Raw genomic sequence first — 16,166 nt, 5'->3', positions numbered from 1 at the left:
TACTTGCGCCGTCCCCGCACACCCACCGTGCCCCGCCTTCCCACGGAATGCCAGCTTTCGCTGTTGACGTTGCTGTTGCCTCTGCAGGTGCAGGGCGCAGCCCTGCCGAACACCCTTTACAACGGCAGCGGGGCCTGCGCCGGATCGATACGCCCTTCACCGCGGGTGATCTTCTTGAACTCCGCGCGGCTGACCGATACGTAGCGGTCGTTGCCACCGATCTCCACCTGCGGGCCGTCCTGCACAGCGTGACCATGCTCGTCCACGCGCACGGTCATCGTCGCCTTCTTGCCGCTGTGGCAGATGGTCTTGATTTCCTGCATCTCGTCGGCCCAGGCCAGCAGGTACTGGCTGCCTTCGAACAGCTCGCCGCGGAAGTCGGTACGCAGGCCGTAGCACAGCACCGGAATGCGCAGCTGGTCGACGACCTCGCTGAGCTGCCAGACCTGGGCGCGGGTCAGGAACTGCGCCTCGTCCACCAGCACGCAGCCCATCGGGCCGTTGGCTGCCAGATCCTGCTCCACCCAGCGCTGCAGGTCGGTATCGCGGTCGAAGGCCATGCCGTCAGCGCGCAGGCCGATCCGCGAGGCGACCACGCCGGCGCCGGCACGGTCGTCCAGGCGTGGAGTCAGGATCGCCACCCGCATGCCGCGCTCGCGGTAGTTGTGCGCGCTCTGCAGCAGGGTGGTGGTCTTGCCGGCGTTCATCGCCGAGTAGTAGAAGTAGAGCTTGGCCATCGGCCAATTCTAGTCGCCACCCGGCCCGCCGTCGCGGATCGGCCGTGGCCGGGCGATCACGTGCCGGCTGTCGCGTACCCCGGTGCCGGCAGCGCCGAGGCAACGATGGCCTGGCAGGCGTGGCTCATCGCCCCGATCTGGCCAGCTCCTCGTCCTGCCATTGCCGGTAGGCCACCGGGTCCCAGTAGCGCGCCAACTGGTGCTTTTCCGGTTGCAGCACACGGGCCCCCGCATCGCCACGGCCCTGGCTGCGCATGGCGCCGTTCCAGCCGGCGCGGCTGCCGGTCTGCCGCATGCTGCCGGCCCGCAGTTCACGTTCCAGCCGCGGCGTCGCGGCCGGATCGCCGAACTCGGCATACAGCGCGCGGCCCTCGCGCACCGCGCGCTCGCGCTCGTCGGCGGACAGCGCCTCCCAGAAGCGTTCGCGCTGTACCACCAGCCATTCGGTGCCGCGCTCGGCCGCCAGGTCCATCCATGCATAGCCCAGGGCGCGGTCGACCGGACCGCCCTGCCCGTTCCAGAGCATGTCGGCCAGCGCTGCCTGTGAGAGCTTGTCGCCGTAGCGCGCGGCATTGCGGAAGTCGTTGCGGGCCTCTTCGTGGCGGCCCCGCTCGCGGGCCTGCATGCCGAGCCCACGGAAGCGCAGGTCCGGATGGTAGACGAGGAACTCGTGCGACTGCAGCACGATGGTTTCATAGGCGTCGGCAGGCGGTGCCGGGCTGGACCCGGCCGCAGGCACGGCCAGCAGGCCCAGCAGGGTAGCCACCAACGGGCGGGCGATGATGTTCAACGACATGGACCACGCTCCTGTGTTCCGGAGTCGACTCAATACCTTAGGGCCAGGCGTCATGCAAGTCAGGTCGGCCCGCCGGCACCCCGCTACAATCCTGTCCCCATGCACGGTCTCAATCCCCCCCAAGCCGCCGCCGTCCTGCACATCGAAGGCCCCTTGCTGGTGCTCGCCGGCGCCGGCAGCGGCAAGACGCGGGTGATCGTGGAGAAGATCGCCCACCTGATCGGCAGTGGCCGCTATCCGGCGCGCCGCATCGCGGCGATCACCTTCACCAACAAATCGGCCAAGGAAATGCGCGAGCGCGTGGCCAAGCGCCTACGCGAGCAGGACGCTGACGAGGTGACCATCTGCACCTTCCATGCGCTGGGCCTGAAGTTCCTGCAGATCGAACATGCCGCCGTGGGCCTGAAGCGCGGCTTCTCCATCTTCGATGCCGATGATGCCGCCGCGCAGATCAAGGACCTGATGCACGGCGCCAAGCCCGATGACATCGAGGACATGAAGAACCTGGTGTCGCGCGCGAAGAACGCCGGGCTGTCGCCCGAGCAGGCGATGGCCGCCGCACGCAGCAACCGCGAGAAGGAAGCGGCCAGCGTCTACGAGCGCTACCAGCTGCGGCTGACCGCGTTCAATGCAGTCGATTTCGATGACCTGATCCGCCTGCCGGTGCAGATCCTGGAAGAGAACCCCGAGATCGCCCTGGCCTGGCGCGAGCGCATCGGCTACCTGCTGGTGGACGAATGCCAGGACACCAACGACGCGCAATACCGCCTGCTCAAGCAGCTGGCTGGTGAGAAGGGCAATTTCACCTGCGTCGGTGACGATGACCAGTCGATCTACGCCTGGCGTGGCGCCAACCCGGAGAACCTGCAGCAGATGGGGCGTGACTACCCCACGCTGGAAATCATCAAGCTGGAGCAGAACTACCGCTGCTCCAACCGCGTGCTGCGCGCAGCCAATGCGCTGATCGCCAACAACCCGCACGAGCACCTGAAGAAGCTGTGGAGCGACCAGGCCGACGGTGAGCGCATCCGGGTGTGGGAATGCCGCAACAGCGAACACGAGGCGGAAAAGGTGGCCGCCGAGATCGCCTTCGTGGCGCAGTCGCGCAACGTGCCGTGGAGTGACTTCTGCATCCTGTTCCGCGGCAACTTCCAGTCGCGGCCGCTGGAAAAGGCGATGCAGCTGCTGCGCATCCCCTACCACCTGACCGGCGGCACGATGTTCCTGGAACGCCAGGAAGTGAAGGACACGCTGGCCTGGCTGCGGCTGCTGGTGAACCCGGACGATGACACCGCGTTCATGCGCGCGGTGCAGTCGCCCAAGCGCGACGTGGGTGCCGGTACACTGGCCAGGCTGGCCGAGCTGGCGCAGGAAAAGGACATCCCGATGGCGCATGCCGCCGAGTCGATCGGTGCGCTGCAGCAGCTGCCACCGCGCGCGGCCAACAGCCTGGCGCGCTTCACCGACATCCTGCGCGACCTGCGCGCGCAGATGCGCCAGGTCAGCTCCGGCGACATGATCCGCAAGGTCGCCAAGGAATCGGGCCTGCTCAGCGAACTGCGCCAGCAGGCCAAGGAAGAGGCCAGTTACCAGCGCCGCGCCAACAACATCGAGGAACTGGCGCAGTGGTTCGAGGGCGGCCCGCGCGGCGCCACTGCGGCCGACCTGGCCGGACAGCTGGCGCTGCTGTCGCGCAGCGACAAGGACGAGGGCGGCAACCAGGTGCGCATGATGACCATGCACGCCTCCAAGGGCCTGGAATTCCCGTACGTGTTCATCGTTGGCTGCGAGGACGGCGTGTTGCCGCACCAGGTCAGCCTGGACGAGGGCAACCTGCAGGAAGAGCGGCGCCTGCTGTACGTGGGCATCACCCGCGCCAAGATCCAGCTGTGGATGAGTTACAGCAAGCTCACGCGCAAGTTCGGCGAGCATGTGCGGCTGAAGCCGAGCCGGTTCTTCGATGAGATCCCGGCCGAGGAGATCCAGCGCGACGGTGCTGACCCGGTGGCCGATGCGGCGCGCAAGAAGGAACGGGCGAGCGCGGGGTTGGCGGCGATCGAGGCGTTGTTCGACTAAGGCGCTCCAACGGCGCCGCCCCTCCGTGGTGGAGCACGCGTTGGTTCGGTGGCTGGCCGGTCGGGGTGGGTTCGCGGGGGACGCCGTGAACCCGTCCCTGAAGTGACCCCCGGGCGTGTCCTTCCACGGCAATGCAAAGAAAATCAAATTCAACAGCCGGGGGTTGAGGCAGAATCGGGGTTTCGGCTGGAGGTCTGCGCGTGCATCCGATTGAAAGTGAACGCCTGCGTCTGCGTGCGATCGAGCCCGACCGCGATGCGGTGCCGATGTTGGCACTGTTGAACGATCCGGGCTTCGTGCGCTTCATTGGTGACCGCAACGTACGCAGCGAGGAACAGGCGCGGGAGTACATCGCGCTGCGGGTGCTGCACAGCTATGCCTTGAACGGGTTCGGCATGTACGCCATCGAGCGGCTGTCCGATGGCGCGTGGCTGGGCAATGCCGGGCTGGTGCGGCGTGATGGCCTGCCGGGGCCGGACATCGGCTATGCGGTGCTCTCGGAATTTGCCGGGCAAGGCTACGCCGGTGAGGCGGCGCGTGCGGTGTTCGCGCACGCACGCGGAGCGCTGGGCCTGCGGGATCTGTATGGCATTACCGATCTGGACAACGTGGTGTCCGGGAAGATCCTGCTGGGCCTGGGCATGCAGGAGCGCGGAGTGATCCAGCTGCCGGGCGTGGACAGCCCGAGCCGGCTGTATGCCACGCCGGGAGCGGCGGAGGTCTGATCCCTGATGTTGGTAGGTGCCGACCGTTGGTCGGCACGATTCAGATGCAGTGCCGACCAACGGTCGGCACCCACCCCCTCAACCGCGCAGTTCTGCCAGCTGCGCCTGCAGCTCGGCCACGGCCGTTTCCAGCTGGGCCACGCGCTCGGCCAGGCCCGGATCGGCCGCATCGCTGCTGCCACCGCCACTGCTGGCGTACTTGGCCGCCAGCGCGGCACCATCCACTTCACCGCACAGCAGGTGCATGTAGCGGTCTTCGCGCTGGCCGCTGGCGCGCGGCAGCACCACCAGCAGCGCGCGCTGCTGCAGGCGCTCGATGGCGTGGCGGGCTTCGTCGATATCCGCGAACCGGTACAGACGCTCGCTGCGCGACACCAGCTCGCCCAGGGTCTGTGGACCGCGCAGCAACAGCAGCGCCAGCAGCACGGTCTGCTGCCGGGTCAGGTCCAGCGCGGCCTGCAGGCGGTGCTCGTAGCGGTCGGCGCGCGAGGAGAAGTGCTGGCGAGCCAGGCCCAGTGCTTCCAGCTGGCGCAGCGCGTGCTGCACGCTGCCGGCGTCGACGTTCATCACCGGCTCGCGGGCAGTCTTCTGGTTGGCGGCCGACTGGGCCGCATTGACCGTCAGCGGGTAGGTGTCCGGTGTGGTTGCCTCCTTCTCCACCAGGCAGCCCAGCAGGCGGGCCTGCACGGCGTCGAGCAGGGGGACGTCGGGGGTCTGGACGGAATCGGTCATGGCGGCCTCCGGAAGGGCAACGGGTCAACCGCCAAGCATAGCCGTCCCGAGGCCGCCTTTGCCGGTAAAATGCGCCGGTATATCTGATTGCCGGTGAATCCATGCGTCGTCCCGTTTCCCTGTCCCTGACCCTGCTCGCCACCGCGGCGCTGGGCCTGTCCGCCTGCAAGCGCGTGGATGCGCCTGCTGCCGAAGCCGCCGCGCCGGAGGCCCCGGCGGCCGCTGCCGAGGCCGATGGCGCGCGTGATGCCACCGCCAACGACAACCTCAACGCCGTGCTGTGGATGCAGCGTGCGCAGGAGTACAGGGCGATCACCGAGCAGACCTACCGGGCCGCCGCCGATCGCCTGGATGCGGCGCTGAAGGAGGCCCACTGGGACGCACTGGTGCCGGAAGAACGCGGCAACGAGGCCAAGGGCCTGAAGCCGGCTGTGGTGCTGGACGTGGACGAGACCGTGCTGGACAACTCGCCCTACCAGGCGCGCCTGGTGCGCGACGGCAAGGAATACGACGAGCTGAGCTGGGACCAGTGGGTGGCCGAAAAGAAGGCCAAGGCGATTCCGGGCGTGGTTGATTTCGCCAAGGCCGCCAACGCCAAGGGCGTGACCCTGCTGTACATCTCCAACCGTGCCGTGCACCTGAAGGACGCGACCCTGGCCAACCTGCGCGAGCAGGGCCTGCCGGTGGCCGATGACAGCGTGTTCCTGGGCCTGGGCACCGTGGTCGAGGGCTGCGAGCAGGCCGGCAGCGAGAAGAACTGCCGCCGCCGCCTGGCCGGGCAGAAGTACCGCGTGCTGATGCAGTTCGGCGACCAGCTGGGTGACTTCGTGGAAGTGAGCACCAACACCAACGAAGGCCGTGACGCCCTGCTGCAGCAGTACCACGACTGGTTCGGCGAGCGCTGGTGGATGCTGCCGAACCCGACCTACGGTGGCTTCGAGCCGGCGCAGTTCAACAACGATTACAGCCAGTCGCGCCAGGCCCGTCACGACGCCAAGCGCGCCGCCCTGGACTACGCACCATGAGCCGCGCGCCACTGCCGCTGCGCGACGACGAGCGCCTGATCTTCGCGCTGGACGTGCCTGACCGCGCGCAGGCGCTGGCGTGGGTCGACCGCCTTGGCGACAGCGTGGCCTTCTACAAGATCGGCATGGAACTGCTCGCCTCCGGCGAGTACTTCCAGGTGCTCGATGAGCTGGCCCGCCGCGACAAGCGCGTGTTCGTCGACCTGAAGTTCTTCGACATTCCGGCCACCGCTGCGGCGGTGATCAAGCGCCTGTCGCAGTGGCCGGTCAGCTACGCCACCATCCATGGTTGGCACCCGGCCATGATGGAGGCGTGCGCGGCCGCCAACAGCGGCGACATGCGCCTGCTGGCAGTGACCGTGCTGACCTCGATGGGGCGCCCCGACCTCGCACAGATGGGCATCGACCGCGAACCGGTGGACGTGGTGGTCGAGCGCGCGCTGGCTGCCCAGGCCGCCGGCATCGATGGCGTGATCGCTTCGGGCCAGGAAGCCGGCCCGATCCGCGCTGCCACCGGCAGCGGATTCTCGATCGTCTGCCCTGGCATCCGCCCCGGTGGCCCGGTCGGCGATGACCAGAAGCGTACCGTTGGCGTAGCGCAGGCCTTTGCCGATGGCGCCGATGCCATCGTGGTCGGTCGCCCGATCCGCCTGGCCGCCGATCCGCAGGCCGCAGCGCGGGCGATCCAGCAGGAAATCGCGTCGGCTCTGGCTGCACGCTGAGCCCACCACCGACGCCGGTCACGCTGGCACCACGAACGCCATCCCGATCCATGCGGGATGGCGTTCGCATTTGTGGGGCTGCATCTGTCGCACGCAGCGCCAGCCACGAGAACTGTGCGCACGTTCGCGCTGCGGGCCTCTCCACTGCTCCCCAATCGATGCACCGGTACGGACCGCGGCCGCACCGGTTCCAACCATCGACAGAGGAGTACAGGGAAATGTATCGCAGCACCTCTTTGTTCATCGGCCTGCTGTTGGCCGCGTCTGCCGTACCCGCCATCGCTGCGCCGCAGCTGCGCGATGCGCCGCGCATCATCGGCGGCGAAGCGGCGCCGGCCGACGAGTACCCGTTCATGGTCAGCATCCAGGGCATCTTCGACGGCGATTCGGACCACGACCGCCACTTCTGCGGGGGCACCCTCATCTCGCCCTCGTGGGTGCTGACGGCCGCGCACTGCATGCAGGGCGAAGCGCCTGGTGGCATCGCCGTTGTCGGCAAGGTCACGACCCTGTCCACCGACGCCGCGCCACGACCGTCCAACGTCAAGGCGATCCACGTCCATCCGGCATTCAACAGCGGCAATTCGCTGGAGCACGACGTCGCCCTGATCCAGCTCAGCGCACCGCTGGACGGCGCACAGCCGGTGGCACTGCGGCTGCGGCACGACGCCAGCTATCTCAAGCCGGGCCGTGAATTCACGGTGATCGGCTGGGGAGACACCGACATCGGCGATGGCCGGGTCTATCCGACTCAGCTGCAGACCGCGCAGGTGCCGTTCGTTTCCTTCACCGAATGCCAGCAGGCCTACGGCGGTGAACTGTCACGTGGAAAGGTCATCTGCGCCGGCCGCGAGGGCATCGACAGCTGCCAGGGGGATTCCGGAGGCCCCCTGCTGCTGCGCCTGCGTGAAGGCTGGACCCAGTTCGGTGTCGTCAGCTGGGGCGAGGGCTGTGCGCTGGCCGGCTATCCGGGGATTTATGCCCGAATCGCCGAAAAACACGCCGTAGATTTCATCGAAGCGGTTTGGCAACGCGATTGATACAATAAAATCAAATACATACATGGCATTACGTGAAGTGTTGCCTTAACTTGAACGGCAGCGTAGGATCGCCGCCATCCGGTCCTCGGGCCGGACATGTGCCACAACACTGTCCTCCGGCCCCGCGCCGGCTTGAAGAGCCTGTGATCCCCGTGATCCGGGCTCTTTTTTTATCCCGGTGGCGGCGCGATCCCTTCTGCCCGCAGCAGAGGAGATCTGCCCCCCTTGGCTGGAAACCGTGACGTCCCGGCTTGCCGCTGTCACGTCGCAGGCCGCAAGATGCGGGCCGGTCCGGGGAGTCCGAGTGCATGAGCGTGGCGGTGCGAGGAAAGTCTGCGCGTGGATGGGGGCTGGCGGCCATGCTGCTGCTGGCCGTGGCGGGGTGCCGCGAGTCTGCCAACGATCCGGCCAGGCCGGCGGCCGAGCCGGTGGCTGCAGTACAGGCGATGGCGTTGCGCCTGGCCGAAGATGATCTGGTCGGCTACGCAAAGCTGTCGGTGCCGCCGGGCCAGTACCAGCGCCTGCAGCAGGCGTGGGTGGAAGGCCACAGCCAGTGGCCGCTGACCGAGCTGCCACTGGGCGACCAGCTGCTGCCGATGCTGGCCGCACTGCGCAAGCCCGGTGCCAGCGCCGAACTGCAGCGCAGCTTCGATCGTCAGCTGGCTGGCCAGGCCGGCGCCGTGCGCCAGGCCGCACAGTCGATGGGCAACTTCGGCGTGCAGTACCTGCGCCACCAGAAGGGCTACACGCCCAGCCAGCAGGCCCACTATATCGCCCTGGTCGAGACCCTGGCGGGGTGGGCGCAGGCTGCCCCGATCAGCGACCGCGCACGTGCCCGCAGCACCATCGCCGCGCTGGTCGGCGCCGCCAGCAAGGTCGGCTTCGAGGATGAAGCCGGCCTGCAGGCGGCCGGCATGGAAGGCAGCCTGCAGCAGCTGGCGCCGTTCATCCACACCCTCAAGGCGGTGCTGGGCAGTTACGGACTCGGCGTGGACGACGCGCTGCGCAGCGTGCGCGGCGAACTGCTGTCGGTGGAAGGTGACAATGCGCTGGTGCGCCTGCACTACGACCTGGCCGGTCGCGAGATGACCCTGCAGCTGCCACTGAGCCGGCGCGAGGGCCACTGGTACCTGACCCGCACCCTGGCCGACACCGACGCGCTGCTGCGCAAGGCCGATGCGGCCCGGGCGGCTGCGTTGCCAGCACCGGCTGAAGCCTCCGCCGAGGGTGGGGAAGCGGCAACACCGCCGGCTAAGCCATAATGGCGCCGATGTCGAAACAGAACCCGCTGCCGTTCCCCGGCGAAGAATCCCAGTCGACGCCCGCCGATACGGTGCCGGCGTCCCCCTCGACCGGTACCGGCCCGAACCCGGTACCGCCGCCCGCGCACGCGCGTCCGCCCGGCCGCCGTCCACTGTGGGCCCGACTGCTCGGTCGCCTGGTCGAGCCGTGGCTGTCGCTGAAGATCGAACCGGAAGACCCGGGCCAGTACAACGATGGCCGCCCGGTCATGTACGTGCTGGAAGACTACGGCCTGTCCAACGCGCTGATCCTGGACAAGGCCTGCCGCCAGGCCGGCCTGCCGTCGCCGCTGGTGCCGCTGGCCGGTGATCCGACCGGCCGCAAGCGCGCCTATCTGGCGCTGTCGCGGCGCAGCTCCAGCAACTCGCTGATTCCCGAGCAGCGCGGCGCCAAGACCCACTCTGATTCGCTGGCCAAGGTCCTGCAGGCGCACCGCGTGCGCGATGACCTGGATGTGCACCTGGTGCCGGTGTCGATCTTCGTCGGCCGCGCGCCGGACAAGCAGAGCGGCTGGTTCGCGGTGCTGTTCTCGGAAAACTGGGCGCTGGTGGGCCGCTTCCGCCGCCTGCTGGGGTTGCTGCTGAACGGGCGCAATACCATCGTGCGCTTCGCCCCGCCGATCTCGCTGCGCAGCACCGTCGACGAAGGCCTGGAGCCGGAGCGCACGGTCCGCAAGCTGCAGCGCGTGCTGCGCACCCATTTCCGCCGCATCCGTGAATCGGTGATCGGCCCGGACCTGTCGACCCGGCGCCTGCTGGTGGACCAGGTGCTGGCCGCCGAGCCGGTCCGCGAAGCGATCGCCGCACAGGCCAAGCGCGACAACTCGAAGCCGGCCGATGCCTGGAAGAAGGCACACGCCTACGCCTGGGAAATCGCTGCGGACTATTCCAGCCCGGTGGTGCGCTCGGCCAGCTTCATGCTCAGCCACGTGTGGAACCGCATCTACGCGGGCGTGCTGGTGCACCACCTGGACAAGTTCAAGGCCGCCGCGCCGGGCCACGAAGTGGTCTACGTGCCCAGCCACCGCAGCCACATGGACTACCTGCTGCTGTCCTACCTGCTGTACGACCGTGGCATCGTGCCGCCGCACATCGTGGCCGGCATCAACCTGAACCTGCCGGTGGTCGGCACCCTGCTGCGCAAGGGCGGTGCGTTCTTCATCCGCCGTTCGATCCGTGGCAATGCGCTGTACTCTGCAGTGCTCAGTGAGTACGTCGCGCAGCTGGTGGCCGGTGGCTATTCGCTGGAGTACTTCGTCGAAGGCGGCCGCTCGCGTACCGGGCGCCTGCTGCAGCCCAAGGGCGGCATGATCTCGATGACGCTGCGTGCATTCCTGCGCCAGCCGCGCAAGCCGGTCCTGTTCCAGCCCATCTACATCGGCTACGAGAAGCTGATGGAGGGCGGCAGCTACCTGGACGAACTGTCCGGCCGGCCGAAGGAAAAGGAGTCGATCTGGTCGCTGCTGTGGGGCATCCCCAAGGTGCTCAAGCAGAACTACGGCCAGGTGGTGGTGAACTTCGGCGAGCCGATCGCGCTGAACGACGTGCTGGCCGAGAAGGCCCCGGAGTGGAAGGGCGAGGCGGTGTCCGAGGACGAGAAGCCAGCCTGGCTGTCGACCACGGTGGATACGCTGGCCGAACGCATCCAGGTGCGCATCAACGGCGCTGCCGACGTCAACCCCATCAATCTGCTGGCGCTGGCCCTGCTGTCCACGCCGAAGCACGCGATGGGCGAAGCCGACCTGATCGCGCAGATCGAGCTGTGCAAGACGCTGCTGGTCGAGATGCCGTACTCGGACCGGGTGACGGTGACCCCGCACTCGCCGGAGCGGATCATCGCCCATGCCGAGGAAATCAACGTCCTCACCCGCATCAAGCACCCGCTCGGCGATGTGCTCAGCGTCAGCGGCGACACCGCGGTGCTGCTCAGCTACTTCCGCAACAACGTGGTGCACCTGTTCACCGCCTCGTCGTGGGTGGCCTGCTGCTTCCAGAACAACCGCCGCATGAGCCGTACCGGCCTGGTCCAGCTGGGCCGCACGGTGTACCCGTTCCTGCAGGCCGAGCTGTTCCTGCCGTGGAGCGAGGACGAGTTCGCGCAGCGCATTGACCGCACCATTGATGTGTTCGTGCGCGAAGGCCTGCTGCAGAACGTCAACGATGACGACGGCGGCATCCTGGCACGCAACACCGGGCAGACCGACGAGGTGTTCCGCCTGCGGGCGATCGGCCATTCGCTGCAGCAGGCGTTCGAGCGCTACTACATCGCCATCTCGGTGCTGGTGAAGAACGGCCCGGGCGTGCTCGGTGCGGCCGAGCTGGAAAGCCTGTGCCAGCAGGCCGCGCAGCGCCTGAGCCTGCTCTATGCGCCGGCCGCTCCCGAGTTCTTCGACAAGGCCCTGTTCCGCGGCTTCATCCAGAAGCTGCGCGAACTGCGCCTGGTGTGGCCGGACGAGAACAGCAAGCTGCTGTTCGATGAACGCCTGGATGCCTGGGCCAAGGACGCCAAGTTCATCCTGGGGCGCGAGCTGCGCCACACCATCGAGCGGGTCAGCCCGGAAGCCGCGCGCCCGGACGAGCCTGCGCCGCAGGATTGAAGGCAGCGCCGGCTCCTGCGGTGGGTGTGAACCTTGCTCCGCACACTTCCACCCGTGCCAACCAAGGTTGGCACCTACCGGAGAGGGAGGCCAACCAAGGTTGGCACCCACCCGGACCCGGCTCAGGCCGGCTCGTCGGGAATCTGCAGGCTTTCCAGCCTGGCGATGCAGTCCTTCAGCTGCAGCTTGCGCCGCTTCAGGCGCTTGGCTTCCAGTTCGTCCTCGCCGTTGGCCGCCATGCGGGTGATCTGTTCATCCAGCAGGCGGTGCTCGGCGCGCAGGGCGGCGAGGTGCTCGACGATCTCGGCGGGGCTGTAGGTATCCACAGCCTCCGAGCATACACAGCGTTGATGACTGCCGGGAGAGGGGAAACCCGACCCCCGGCCGGGGCGGCTCCGAGCCGTTAGAATGGAACCCATGAGTGCCGTGATTTCCCTTCCCGATCCCCAGCCGCGCGCCGCCCGCGATCCACGCGTGGCCGAGCGCGAGCAGCACAAGCTGGCCAAGCGCCTGCGCCGCCAGGTCGGCGAGGCGATTGCCGACTTCGGCATGATCGAGGCCGGCGACAAGGTCATGGTCTGCCTGTCCGGCGGCAAGGACAGTTACACCCTGCTGGACGTGCTGCTGCAGCTGCAGAAGAAGGCGCCGGTGCCGTTCGAGCTGGTGGCGGTGAACCTGGACCAGAAGCAGCCGGGCTTCCCCGAGCACATCCTGCCGGAGTACCTGGCCGGGCTGGGCGTGCCGTACCACATCATCGAGCAGGACACCTATTCGGTGGTCAGCCGGGTCATCCCGGAGGGCAAGACGATGTGTTCGCTGTGCTCGCGCCTGCGTCGTGGCGCGCTGTACAACTACGCCGAGACCCACGGTTTCACCAAGATCGCGCTGGGCCACCACCGCGACGACATGGTGGCCACGTTCTTCATGAACCTGTTCCACCACGCCAAGCTGGCGGGCATGCCGCCGAAGCTGCGCAGCGACGACGGCAGGCACGTGGTGATCCGGCCACTGGCCTACGTGCGCGAGCGCGACATCGTCGACTACGCGCAGGCACGCCAGTTCCCGATCATTCCCTGCAACCTGTGCGGCAGCCAGGAGAACCTGCAGCGCCGCCAGGTCGGCCTGATGCTCAAGCAGTGGGAAAAGGACCATCCGGGCCGCATCGAGCAGATCGCGCGCGCCATGGGTGAAGTCCGGCCCTCGCAGCTGGCCGACACCACCCTGTTCGACTTCATGGCGCTGGGCCGTCGCGACGACACGCCGCTGCCCGACGCCCATGCCTGGCTGGCCGGCTCCCCGGCCGACGCCGACGCAGATCCCGAGACGCCCACCGTTTAAGGTCGGTCGCCCTTCCTCTTCGCCATCCGGAATTCCATGTTCTTTCGCAACCTGACGTTCTTCCGTTTCCCGACCACCACCGATTTTTCCGAAGTCGATACCCTGCTGCCGCACGCCGTGCTCAAGCCTGTCGGCGCGCTGGAAATGAATTCTCGCGGCTTCATTTCGCCGTTCGGCCGCGAGGAGAAGGAACTGCTGTCCCACCGCATCGCCGAACACCTGTGGCTGACCGTGGGTGGCGAGGACAAGATCCTGCCGGCGGCGGTGGTCAACGACCTGCTCGAGCGCAAGCTGGAGGAGATCGAGGAGAAGGAAGGGCGGCGCCCGGGTGGCCGCGAGCGCAAGCGCATGAAGGACGACCTGCTGCATGAACTGCTGCCGCGCGCCTTCGTGAAGTCCTCGCGCAACGACGCCTTCATCGACCTGCAGCACGGCTACGTGGCGGTGGATACCTCCAGCCGCAAGACCGGCGAATACTTCATGTCCGACATCCGCGGGCTGCTCGGCAGCTTCCCGGCGATGCCGCTGAACGCCGAAGTCGCGCCGCGTTCGATCCTGACCGGCTGGATCGCCGGCGAGCCGCTGCCGACCGGACTGAGCCTGGGCGAAGAGTGCGAGATGAAGGATCCGGTCGAAGGCGGCGCGGTGGTCAAGTGCCAGCACCAGGAACTGCGCTGCGACGAGATCGACAAGCACCTGGACGCCGGCAAGCAGGTGACCAAGCTGGCGCTGATCTTCGAGGACAACCTGTCGTTCGTGATCGGCGACGACCTGATCGTGCGCAAGCTGAAGTTCCTCGACGGCGCCCTGGACCAGCTGGAGCATGCCGACGAAGACGGCCGCCGTGCCGAGTTCGATGCCCGCTTCGCCCTGCAGAGCGCCGAGATCCGCCGCCTGTTCCTGTTGCTGGAAGAAGCGTTCAAGCTCAGCAAGGCTGACTGAACAGGCAGCCCGACGGTCGCCGGTCATCCGGCGGCCCGAAGCAGCGCTATGCTGGGCGCATGAGCCGTCTGCTGCGCCGCCTGATCACTCCGACCCCGCCCGCCACCGTACAGCGCGACACCGTTCGCCTGCGCCTGGAGGATGCCGAGATCGAGGTGCTGCGCGTGCGCGATCCGCGCGCGCGCCGCATCAAGCTGAGCGTGGACGAGCGTGGCGCGCGGTTGACGTTACCCCCGCGCGCAAGCCTGGTAATGGGCGAGCGCTTCCTGGAACAGCACCGCGACTGGCTGGCGCTGCAGCTGCGGCAGTACCAGGGGCAGGGCCTGCCGGCACCGCTGCAGCCCGGCGAAGACGGCGTGCTGCCATTGCGCGGTGAGCTGTTGCCGCTGCGCTGGCAGGAAGGCCGCTACGCGCGGCTGGAGATCGACGCGCACGGTGCCTGCGTGCAGTGGCCGACCGGTGGTGGTGACGCCACGCTGCGCCGCCTGCTGCGCGAGTTCTACGAAGCGCAGACCCGCGCCGACGTCGGCCGCTGGCTGCCGAAGTACCTGCCCACCCTGCCGCGCGCCCCCAGCCGCCTGCGCCTGAAGGTGATGTCCTCGCAGTGGGGCTCGCTGGCCCCCGATGGCAGCATGGCCCTGGACCTGGCCCTGGTGCTCGGTCGTCCGGAAGCGTTCGAGTACGTGCTGGTGCACGAACTCTGCCACCTGATCCAGCCGAATCATTCGCCCGCGTTCTGGCATGAAGTCGAACAACGTTTCCCTGCCTGGCGCGAACAGCGCGACTACTTCCAGCTGGAAGGTCGGCGCCTGAAAGCCATGCTACGCCAGCTGCTGTAACTGTAGAGCCGAGCCCACGCTCGGCTGCCGTTGAATGCAGCCGAGCATGGGCTCGGCTCTACACAAGCGCGCGCAGCGCGCGACCCGCTCCTGCTCTTCTTTCTTTCTTCCGTGGTGGGCACACCGGAATCTGTCCGTGGCCGGGCGGGGTGGGTTGCGCAGGGGCGACCGAGCTTACAGGGACGTACTTGCAGCGACCCCTGCGCAATCCACCCCGCCTGGCCGAGCACGGCTTCTGGTTTGAACGACCGACCACGAGGGGCGCAGCCGTTGGCCGAAACCCTCACCCCGCCCGCAATGCCGCCGCGGTCGCCCACCGCGCCGCCACCCGCGGCGCGGTGATGCACACCGCCTGGTCGGTCACCGTTGTCACCGCGCGTTCCAACAGCTGGATATCGGCCTCATGCTGGCGTGCCACATGCGGGTCCTCGAAGAAGATCGCGCGCTGGCAGCGCCCCTCCAGCACACGGTCGGCAATCTGCGCATCGCCGCCCATCGGGCCACTCTGGTAGCGCGTCACCCACGGCGTATCGCTGGGCCAGCCGCGGCTCCAGGCCAGTTCGTTCAAGCGCTGGCCGGTGGTGCCGGTCGCCACGCGCTCGCCGAACCGTGCCAGCACATCGAAGTGCTCGTCAGCGAAGGCCAGCATCGCCGGCTTCATCGCGTCGTGCGCGATCAGCGCCAGCGTCTGGTGCTGGAAGGCATGCAGAACATCGGCACCGGCATCGGCAGCCAGCCCGGCGTGGATGCGTTCCACCTCGATCCAGTCACGCGCAGTGGCCACGGTTGAAATGAACGGCTTGCCATGGATCACGCACTGCCGCTTGAGCGCGGTTGCCTCCGGAAACACCGAGGAAGGATCGACCGGGTCGATCAGGTAGATCGCACCGTCCAGGGTGCGGTCCGGCCCCATGCCAACCACTTCGGCCACCAGCTTCATCAGGCCACCCTCGCGGCCGTAGGGGTAGCGGTGCAGGCCGCCGTAGCCGGCCAGGAAGCCCTGCCGTTCGATCGCATCGTGGGTGCGCCCGACCGCGTGCAGCGATACCCCCAGTTCACGCAGCCCGGCCTCGCTGGCACGCAGCCAGCGGAACAGCGCGGCGCGCGCATCGTGGTGATGGAGACGGTTGGCGGCCAGGCCGATACGCATCGAGCGCTCCGTAGGGACGGGTAGAAGCGGCAGTGTATGTCGGCATTCGCCGATAGGGATGTTTTTCGAATTTTTCTCATTGTCGCGGAAGCGCGCCTCGCTAGCGTGGCTGGCAGCGGTACCGCTGCGCGGCCGTGGTTCCTGCC

Annotated in this window: 15 protein-coding genes; 10 read left to right on the top strand and 5 right to left on the bottom strand. The window is 67.8% G+C overall.

From position 1 onward, the window contains the following. Positions 1-116: 116 nt before the first annotated feature. Entirely contained in the window at positions 117-737 is a 621-nt protein-coding gene (locus WDC87_RS12755) for a thymidine kinase (protein ID WP_008264720.1), read from the bottom strand. A gap of 124 nt (positions 738-861) precedes the next feature. Next, positions 862-1,533 carry an SEL1-like repeat protein gene (locus tag WDC87_RS12750; protein ID WP_005421099.1) on the bottom strand — a complete coding sequence of 224 codons (672 nt, stop codon included), beginning with the start codon at positions 1,531-1,533 and terminating at the stop codon, positions 862-864. Positions 1,534-1,632: 99 nt separating this feature from the next. Here WDC87_RS12750 and WDC87_RS12745 point away from each other — a divergent pair, with 99 nt between their 5' ends. Together WDC87_RS12745 and WDC87_RS12740 are read left to right on the top strand one after the other, a co-directional pair. Continuing rightward, complete coding sequence (locus WDC87_RS12745) at positions 1,633-3,609, top strand: UvrD-helicase domain-containing protein (RefSeq protein ID WP_072167416.1); 1,977 nt, start codon at positions 1,633-1,635, stop codon at positions 3,607-3,609. 200 nt (positions 3,610-3,809) lie between these two features. Beyond that, on the top strand, positions 3,810-4,334 hold the full coding sequence (locus WDC87_RS12740; RefSeq protein ID WP_072167415.1) for a GNAT family N-acetyltransferase: 525 nt from the start codon (positions 3,810-3,812) through the stop codon (positions 4,332-4,334). A 78-nt stretch (positions 4,335-4,412) separates the two neighbouring features. On the opposite strand, the gene WDC87_RS12735 is transcribed toward WDC87_RS12740, so the two are convergent. Beyond that, positions 4,413-5,066, bottom strand: coding sequence for a DUF480 domain-containing protein (locus tag WDC87_RS12735; protein ID WP_072167414.1), 654 nt, complete (start codon positions 5,064-5,066; stop codon positions 4,413-4,415). Between the two features lie 101 nt (positions 5,067-5,167). Here WDC87_RS12735 and WDC87_RS12730 point away from each other — a divergent pair, with 101 nt between their 5' ends. The 5 genes from WDC87_RS12730 (at position 5,168) to plsB (ending at position 11,751) form a co-directional block, all read left to right on the top strand. Continuing rightward, positions 5,168-6,091 carry a 5'-nucleotidase, lipoprotein e(P4) family gene (locus WDC87_RS12730; protein WP_088496792.1) on the top strand — a complete coding sequence of 308 codons (924 nt, stop codon included), beginning with the start codon at positions 5,168-5,170 and terminating at the stop codon, positions 6,089-6,091. Continuing rightward, a complete protein-coding gene (gene pyrF / locus WDC87_RS12725) occupies positions 6,088-6,813 on the top strand; it encodes an orotidine-5'-phosphate decarboxylase (RefSeq protein WP_005421084.1) in 726 nt (241 codons plus the stop codon). Before WDC87_RS12730 ends, pyrF begins: the two co-directional genes overlap by 4 nt. Positions 6,814-7,031: 218 nt before the next feature. Continuing rightward, on the top strand, positions 7,032-7,853 hold the full coding sequence (locus WDC87_RS12720) for a serine protease (protein WP_252744754.1): 822 nt from the start codon (positions 7,032-7,034) through the stop codon (positions 7,851-7,853). Positions 7,854-8,161: 308 nt separating this feature from the next. Then, entirely contained in the window at positions 8,162-9,115 is a 954-nt protein-coding gene (locus WDC87_RS12715; protein WP_088496789.1) for a hypothetical protein, read from the top strand. Continuing rightward, on the top strand, positions 9,115-11,751 hold the full coding sequence (gene plsB / locus WDC87_RS12710) for a glycerol-3-phosphate 1-O-acyltransferase PlsB (RefSeq protein WP_088496788.1): 2,637 nt from the start codon (positions 9,115-9,117) through the stop codon (positions 11,749-11,751). Before WDC87_RS12715 ends, plsB begins: the two co-directional genes overlap by 1 nt. A gap of 122 nt (positions 11,752-11,873) precedes the next feature. On the opposite strand, the gene WDC87_RS12705 is transcribed toward plsB, so the two are convergent. Then, entirely contained in the window at positions 11,874-12,077 is a 204-nt protein-coding gene (locus WDC87_RS12705) for a YdcH family protein (protein ID WP_005421068.1), read from the bottom strand. A 91-nt stretch (positions 12,078-12,168) separates the two neighbouring features. Between WDC87_RS12705 and ttcA the strand changes: the two genes are divergently transcribed. Genes ttcA through WDC87_RS12690 form a run of 3 tightly spaced genes read left to right on the top strand, consistent with a single transcriptional unit; the run spans position 12,169 to position 14,870 of the window. Further along, the gene (gene ttcA / locus WDC87_RS12700) at positions 12,169-13,089 is read left to right on the top strand and encodes a tRNA 2-thiocytidine(32) synthetase TtcA (protein WP_172412120.1); all 921 of its coding nucleotides are present in this window, start codon (positions 12,169-12,171) and stop codon (positions 13,087-13,089) included. Positions 13,090-13,125: 36 nt separating this feature from the next. After that, positions 13,126-14,031, top strand: coding sequence for a recombination-associated protein RdgC (locus WDC87_RS12695; protein WP_005421064.1), 906 nt, complete (start codon positions 13,126-13,128; stop codon positions 14,029-14,031). 59 nt (positions 14,032-14,090) lie between these two features. Beyond that, a complete protein-coding gene (locus WDC87_RS12690) occupies positions 14,091-14,870 on the top strand; it encodes a SprT family zinc-dependent metalloprotease (RefSeq protein ID WP_252744753.1) in 780 nt (259 codons plus the stop codon). Between the two features lie 283 nt (positions 14,871-15,153). On the opposite strand, the gene WDC87_RS12685 is transcribed toward WDC87_RS12690, so the two are convergent. Next, a complete protein-coding gene (locus WDC87_RS12685) occupies positions 15,154-16,020 on the bottom strand; it encodes a methylglyoxal synthase (RefSeq protein WP_227836864.1) in 867 nt (288 codons plus the stop codon). Positions 16,021-16,166 lie beyond the last annotated feature (146 nt).

The sequence above is a fragment of the Stenotrophomonas maltophilia group sp. Smal12 genome (assembly GCF_037079935.1).
Classification (GTDB): Bacteria; Pseudomonadota; Gammaproteobacteria; order Xanthomonadales; family Xanthomonadaceae; genus Stenotrophomonas; species Stenotrophomonas sepilia.
The sequence above is the reverse complement of the archived record's forward strand: the minus strand, read 5'-3'. Positions and strand labels throughout refer to the sequence as shown.

Coding starts and splice junctions, on each gene's coding strand:
- WDC87_RS12755 (WP_008264720.1), bottom strand. CDS start 737: ATGGCCAAGCTCTACTTCTACTACTCGGCGATGAACGCCGGCAAGACC.
- ttcA (WP_172412120.1), top strand. CDS start 12,169: ATGAGTGCCGTGATTTCCCTTCCCGATCCCCAGCCGCGCGCCGCCCGC.
- WDC87_RS12750 (WP_005421099.1), bottom strand. CDS start 1,533: ATGTCGTTGAACATCATCGCCCGCCCGTTGGTGGCTACCCTGCTGGGC.
- WDC87_RS12685 (WP_227836864.1), bottom strand. CDS start 16,020: ATGCGTATCGGCCTGGCCGCCAACCGTCTCCATCACCACGATGCGCGC.
- pyrF (WP_005421084.1), top strand. CDS start 6,088: ATGAGCCGCGCGCCACTGCCGCTGCGCGACGACGAGCGCCTGATCTTC.
- WDC87_RS12715 (WP_088496789.1), top strand. CDS start 8,162: ATGAGCGTGGCGGTGCGAGGAAAGTCTGCGCGTGGATGGGGGCTGGCG.
- WDC87_RS12720 (WP_252744754.1), top strand. CDS start 7,032: ATGTATCGCAGCACCTCTTTGTTCATCGGCCTGCTGTTGGCCGCGTCT.
- WDC87_RS12735 (WP_072167414.1), bottom strand. CDS start 5,066: ATGACCGATTCCGTCCAGACCCCCGACGTCCCCCTGCTCGACGCCGTG.
- plsB (WP_088496788.1), top strand. CDS start 9,115: ATGGCGCCGATGTCGAAACAGAACCCGCTGCCGTTCCCCGGCGAAGAA.
- WDC87_RS12690 (WP_252744753.1), top strand. CDS start 14,091: ATGAGCCGTCTGCTGCGCCGCCTGATCACTCCGACCCCGCCCGCCACC.
- WDC87_RS12745 (WP_072167416.1), top strand. CDS start 1,633: ATGCACGGTCTCAATCCCCCCCAAGCCGCCGCCGTCCTGCACATCGAA.
- WDC87_RS12695 (WP_005421064.1), top strand. CDS start 13,126: ATGTTCTTTCGCAACCTGACGTTCTTCCGTTTCCCGACCACCACCGAT.
- WDC87_RS12730 (WP_088496792.1), top strand. CDS start 5,168: ATGCGTCGTCCCGTTTCCCTGTCCCTGACCCTGCTCGCCACCGCGGCG.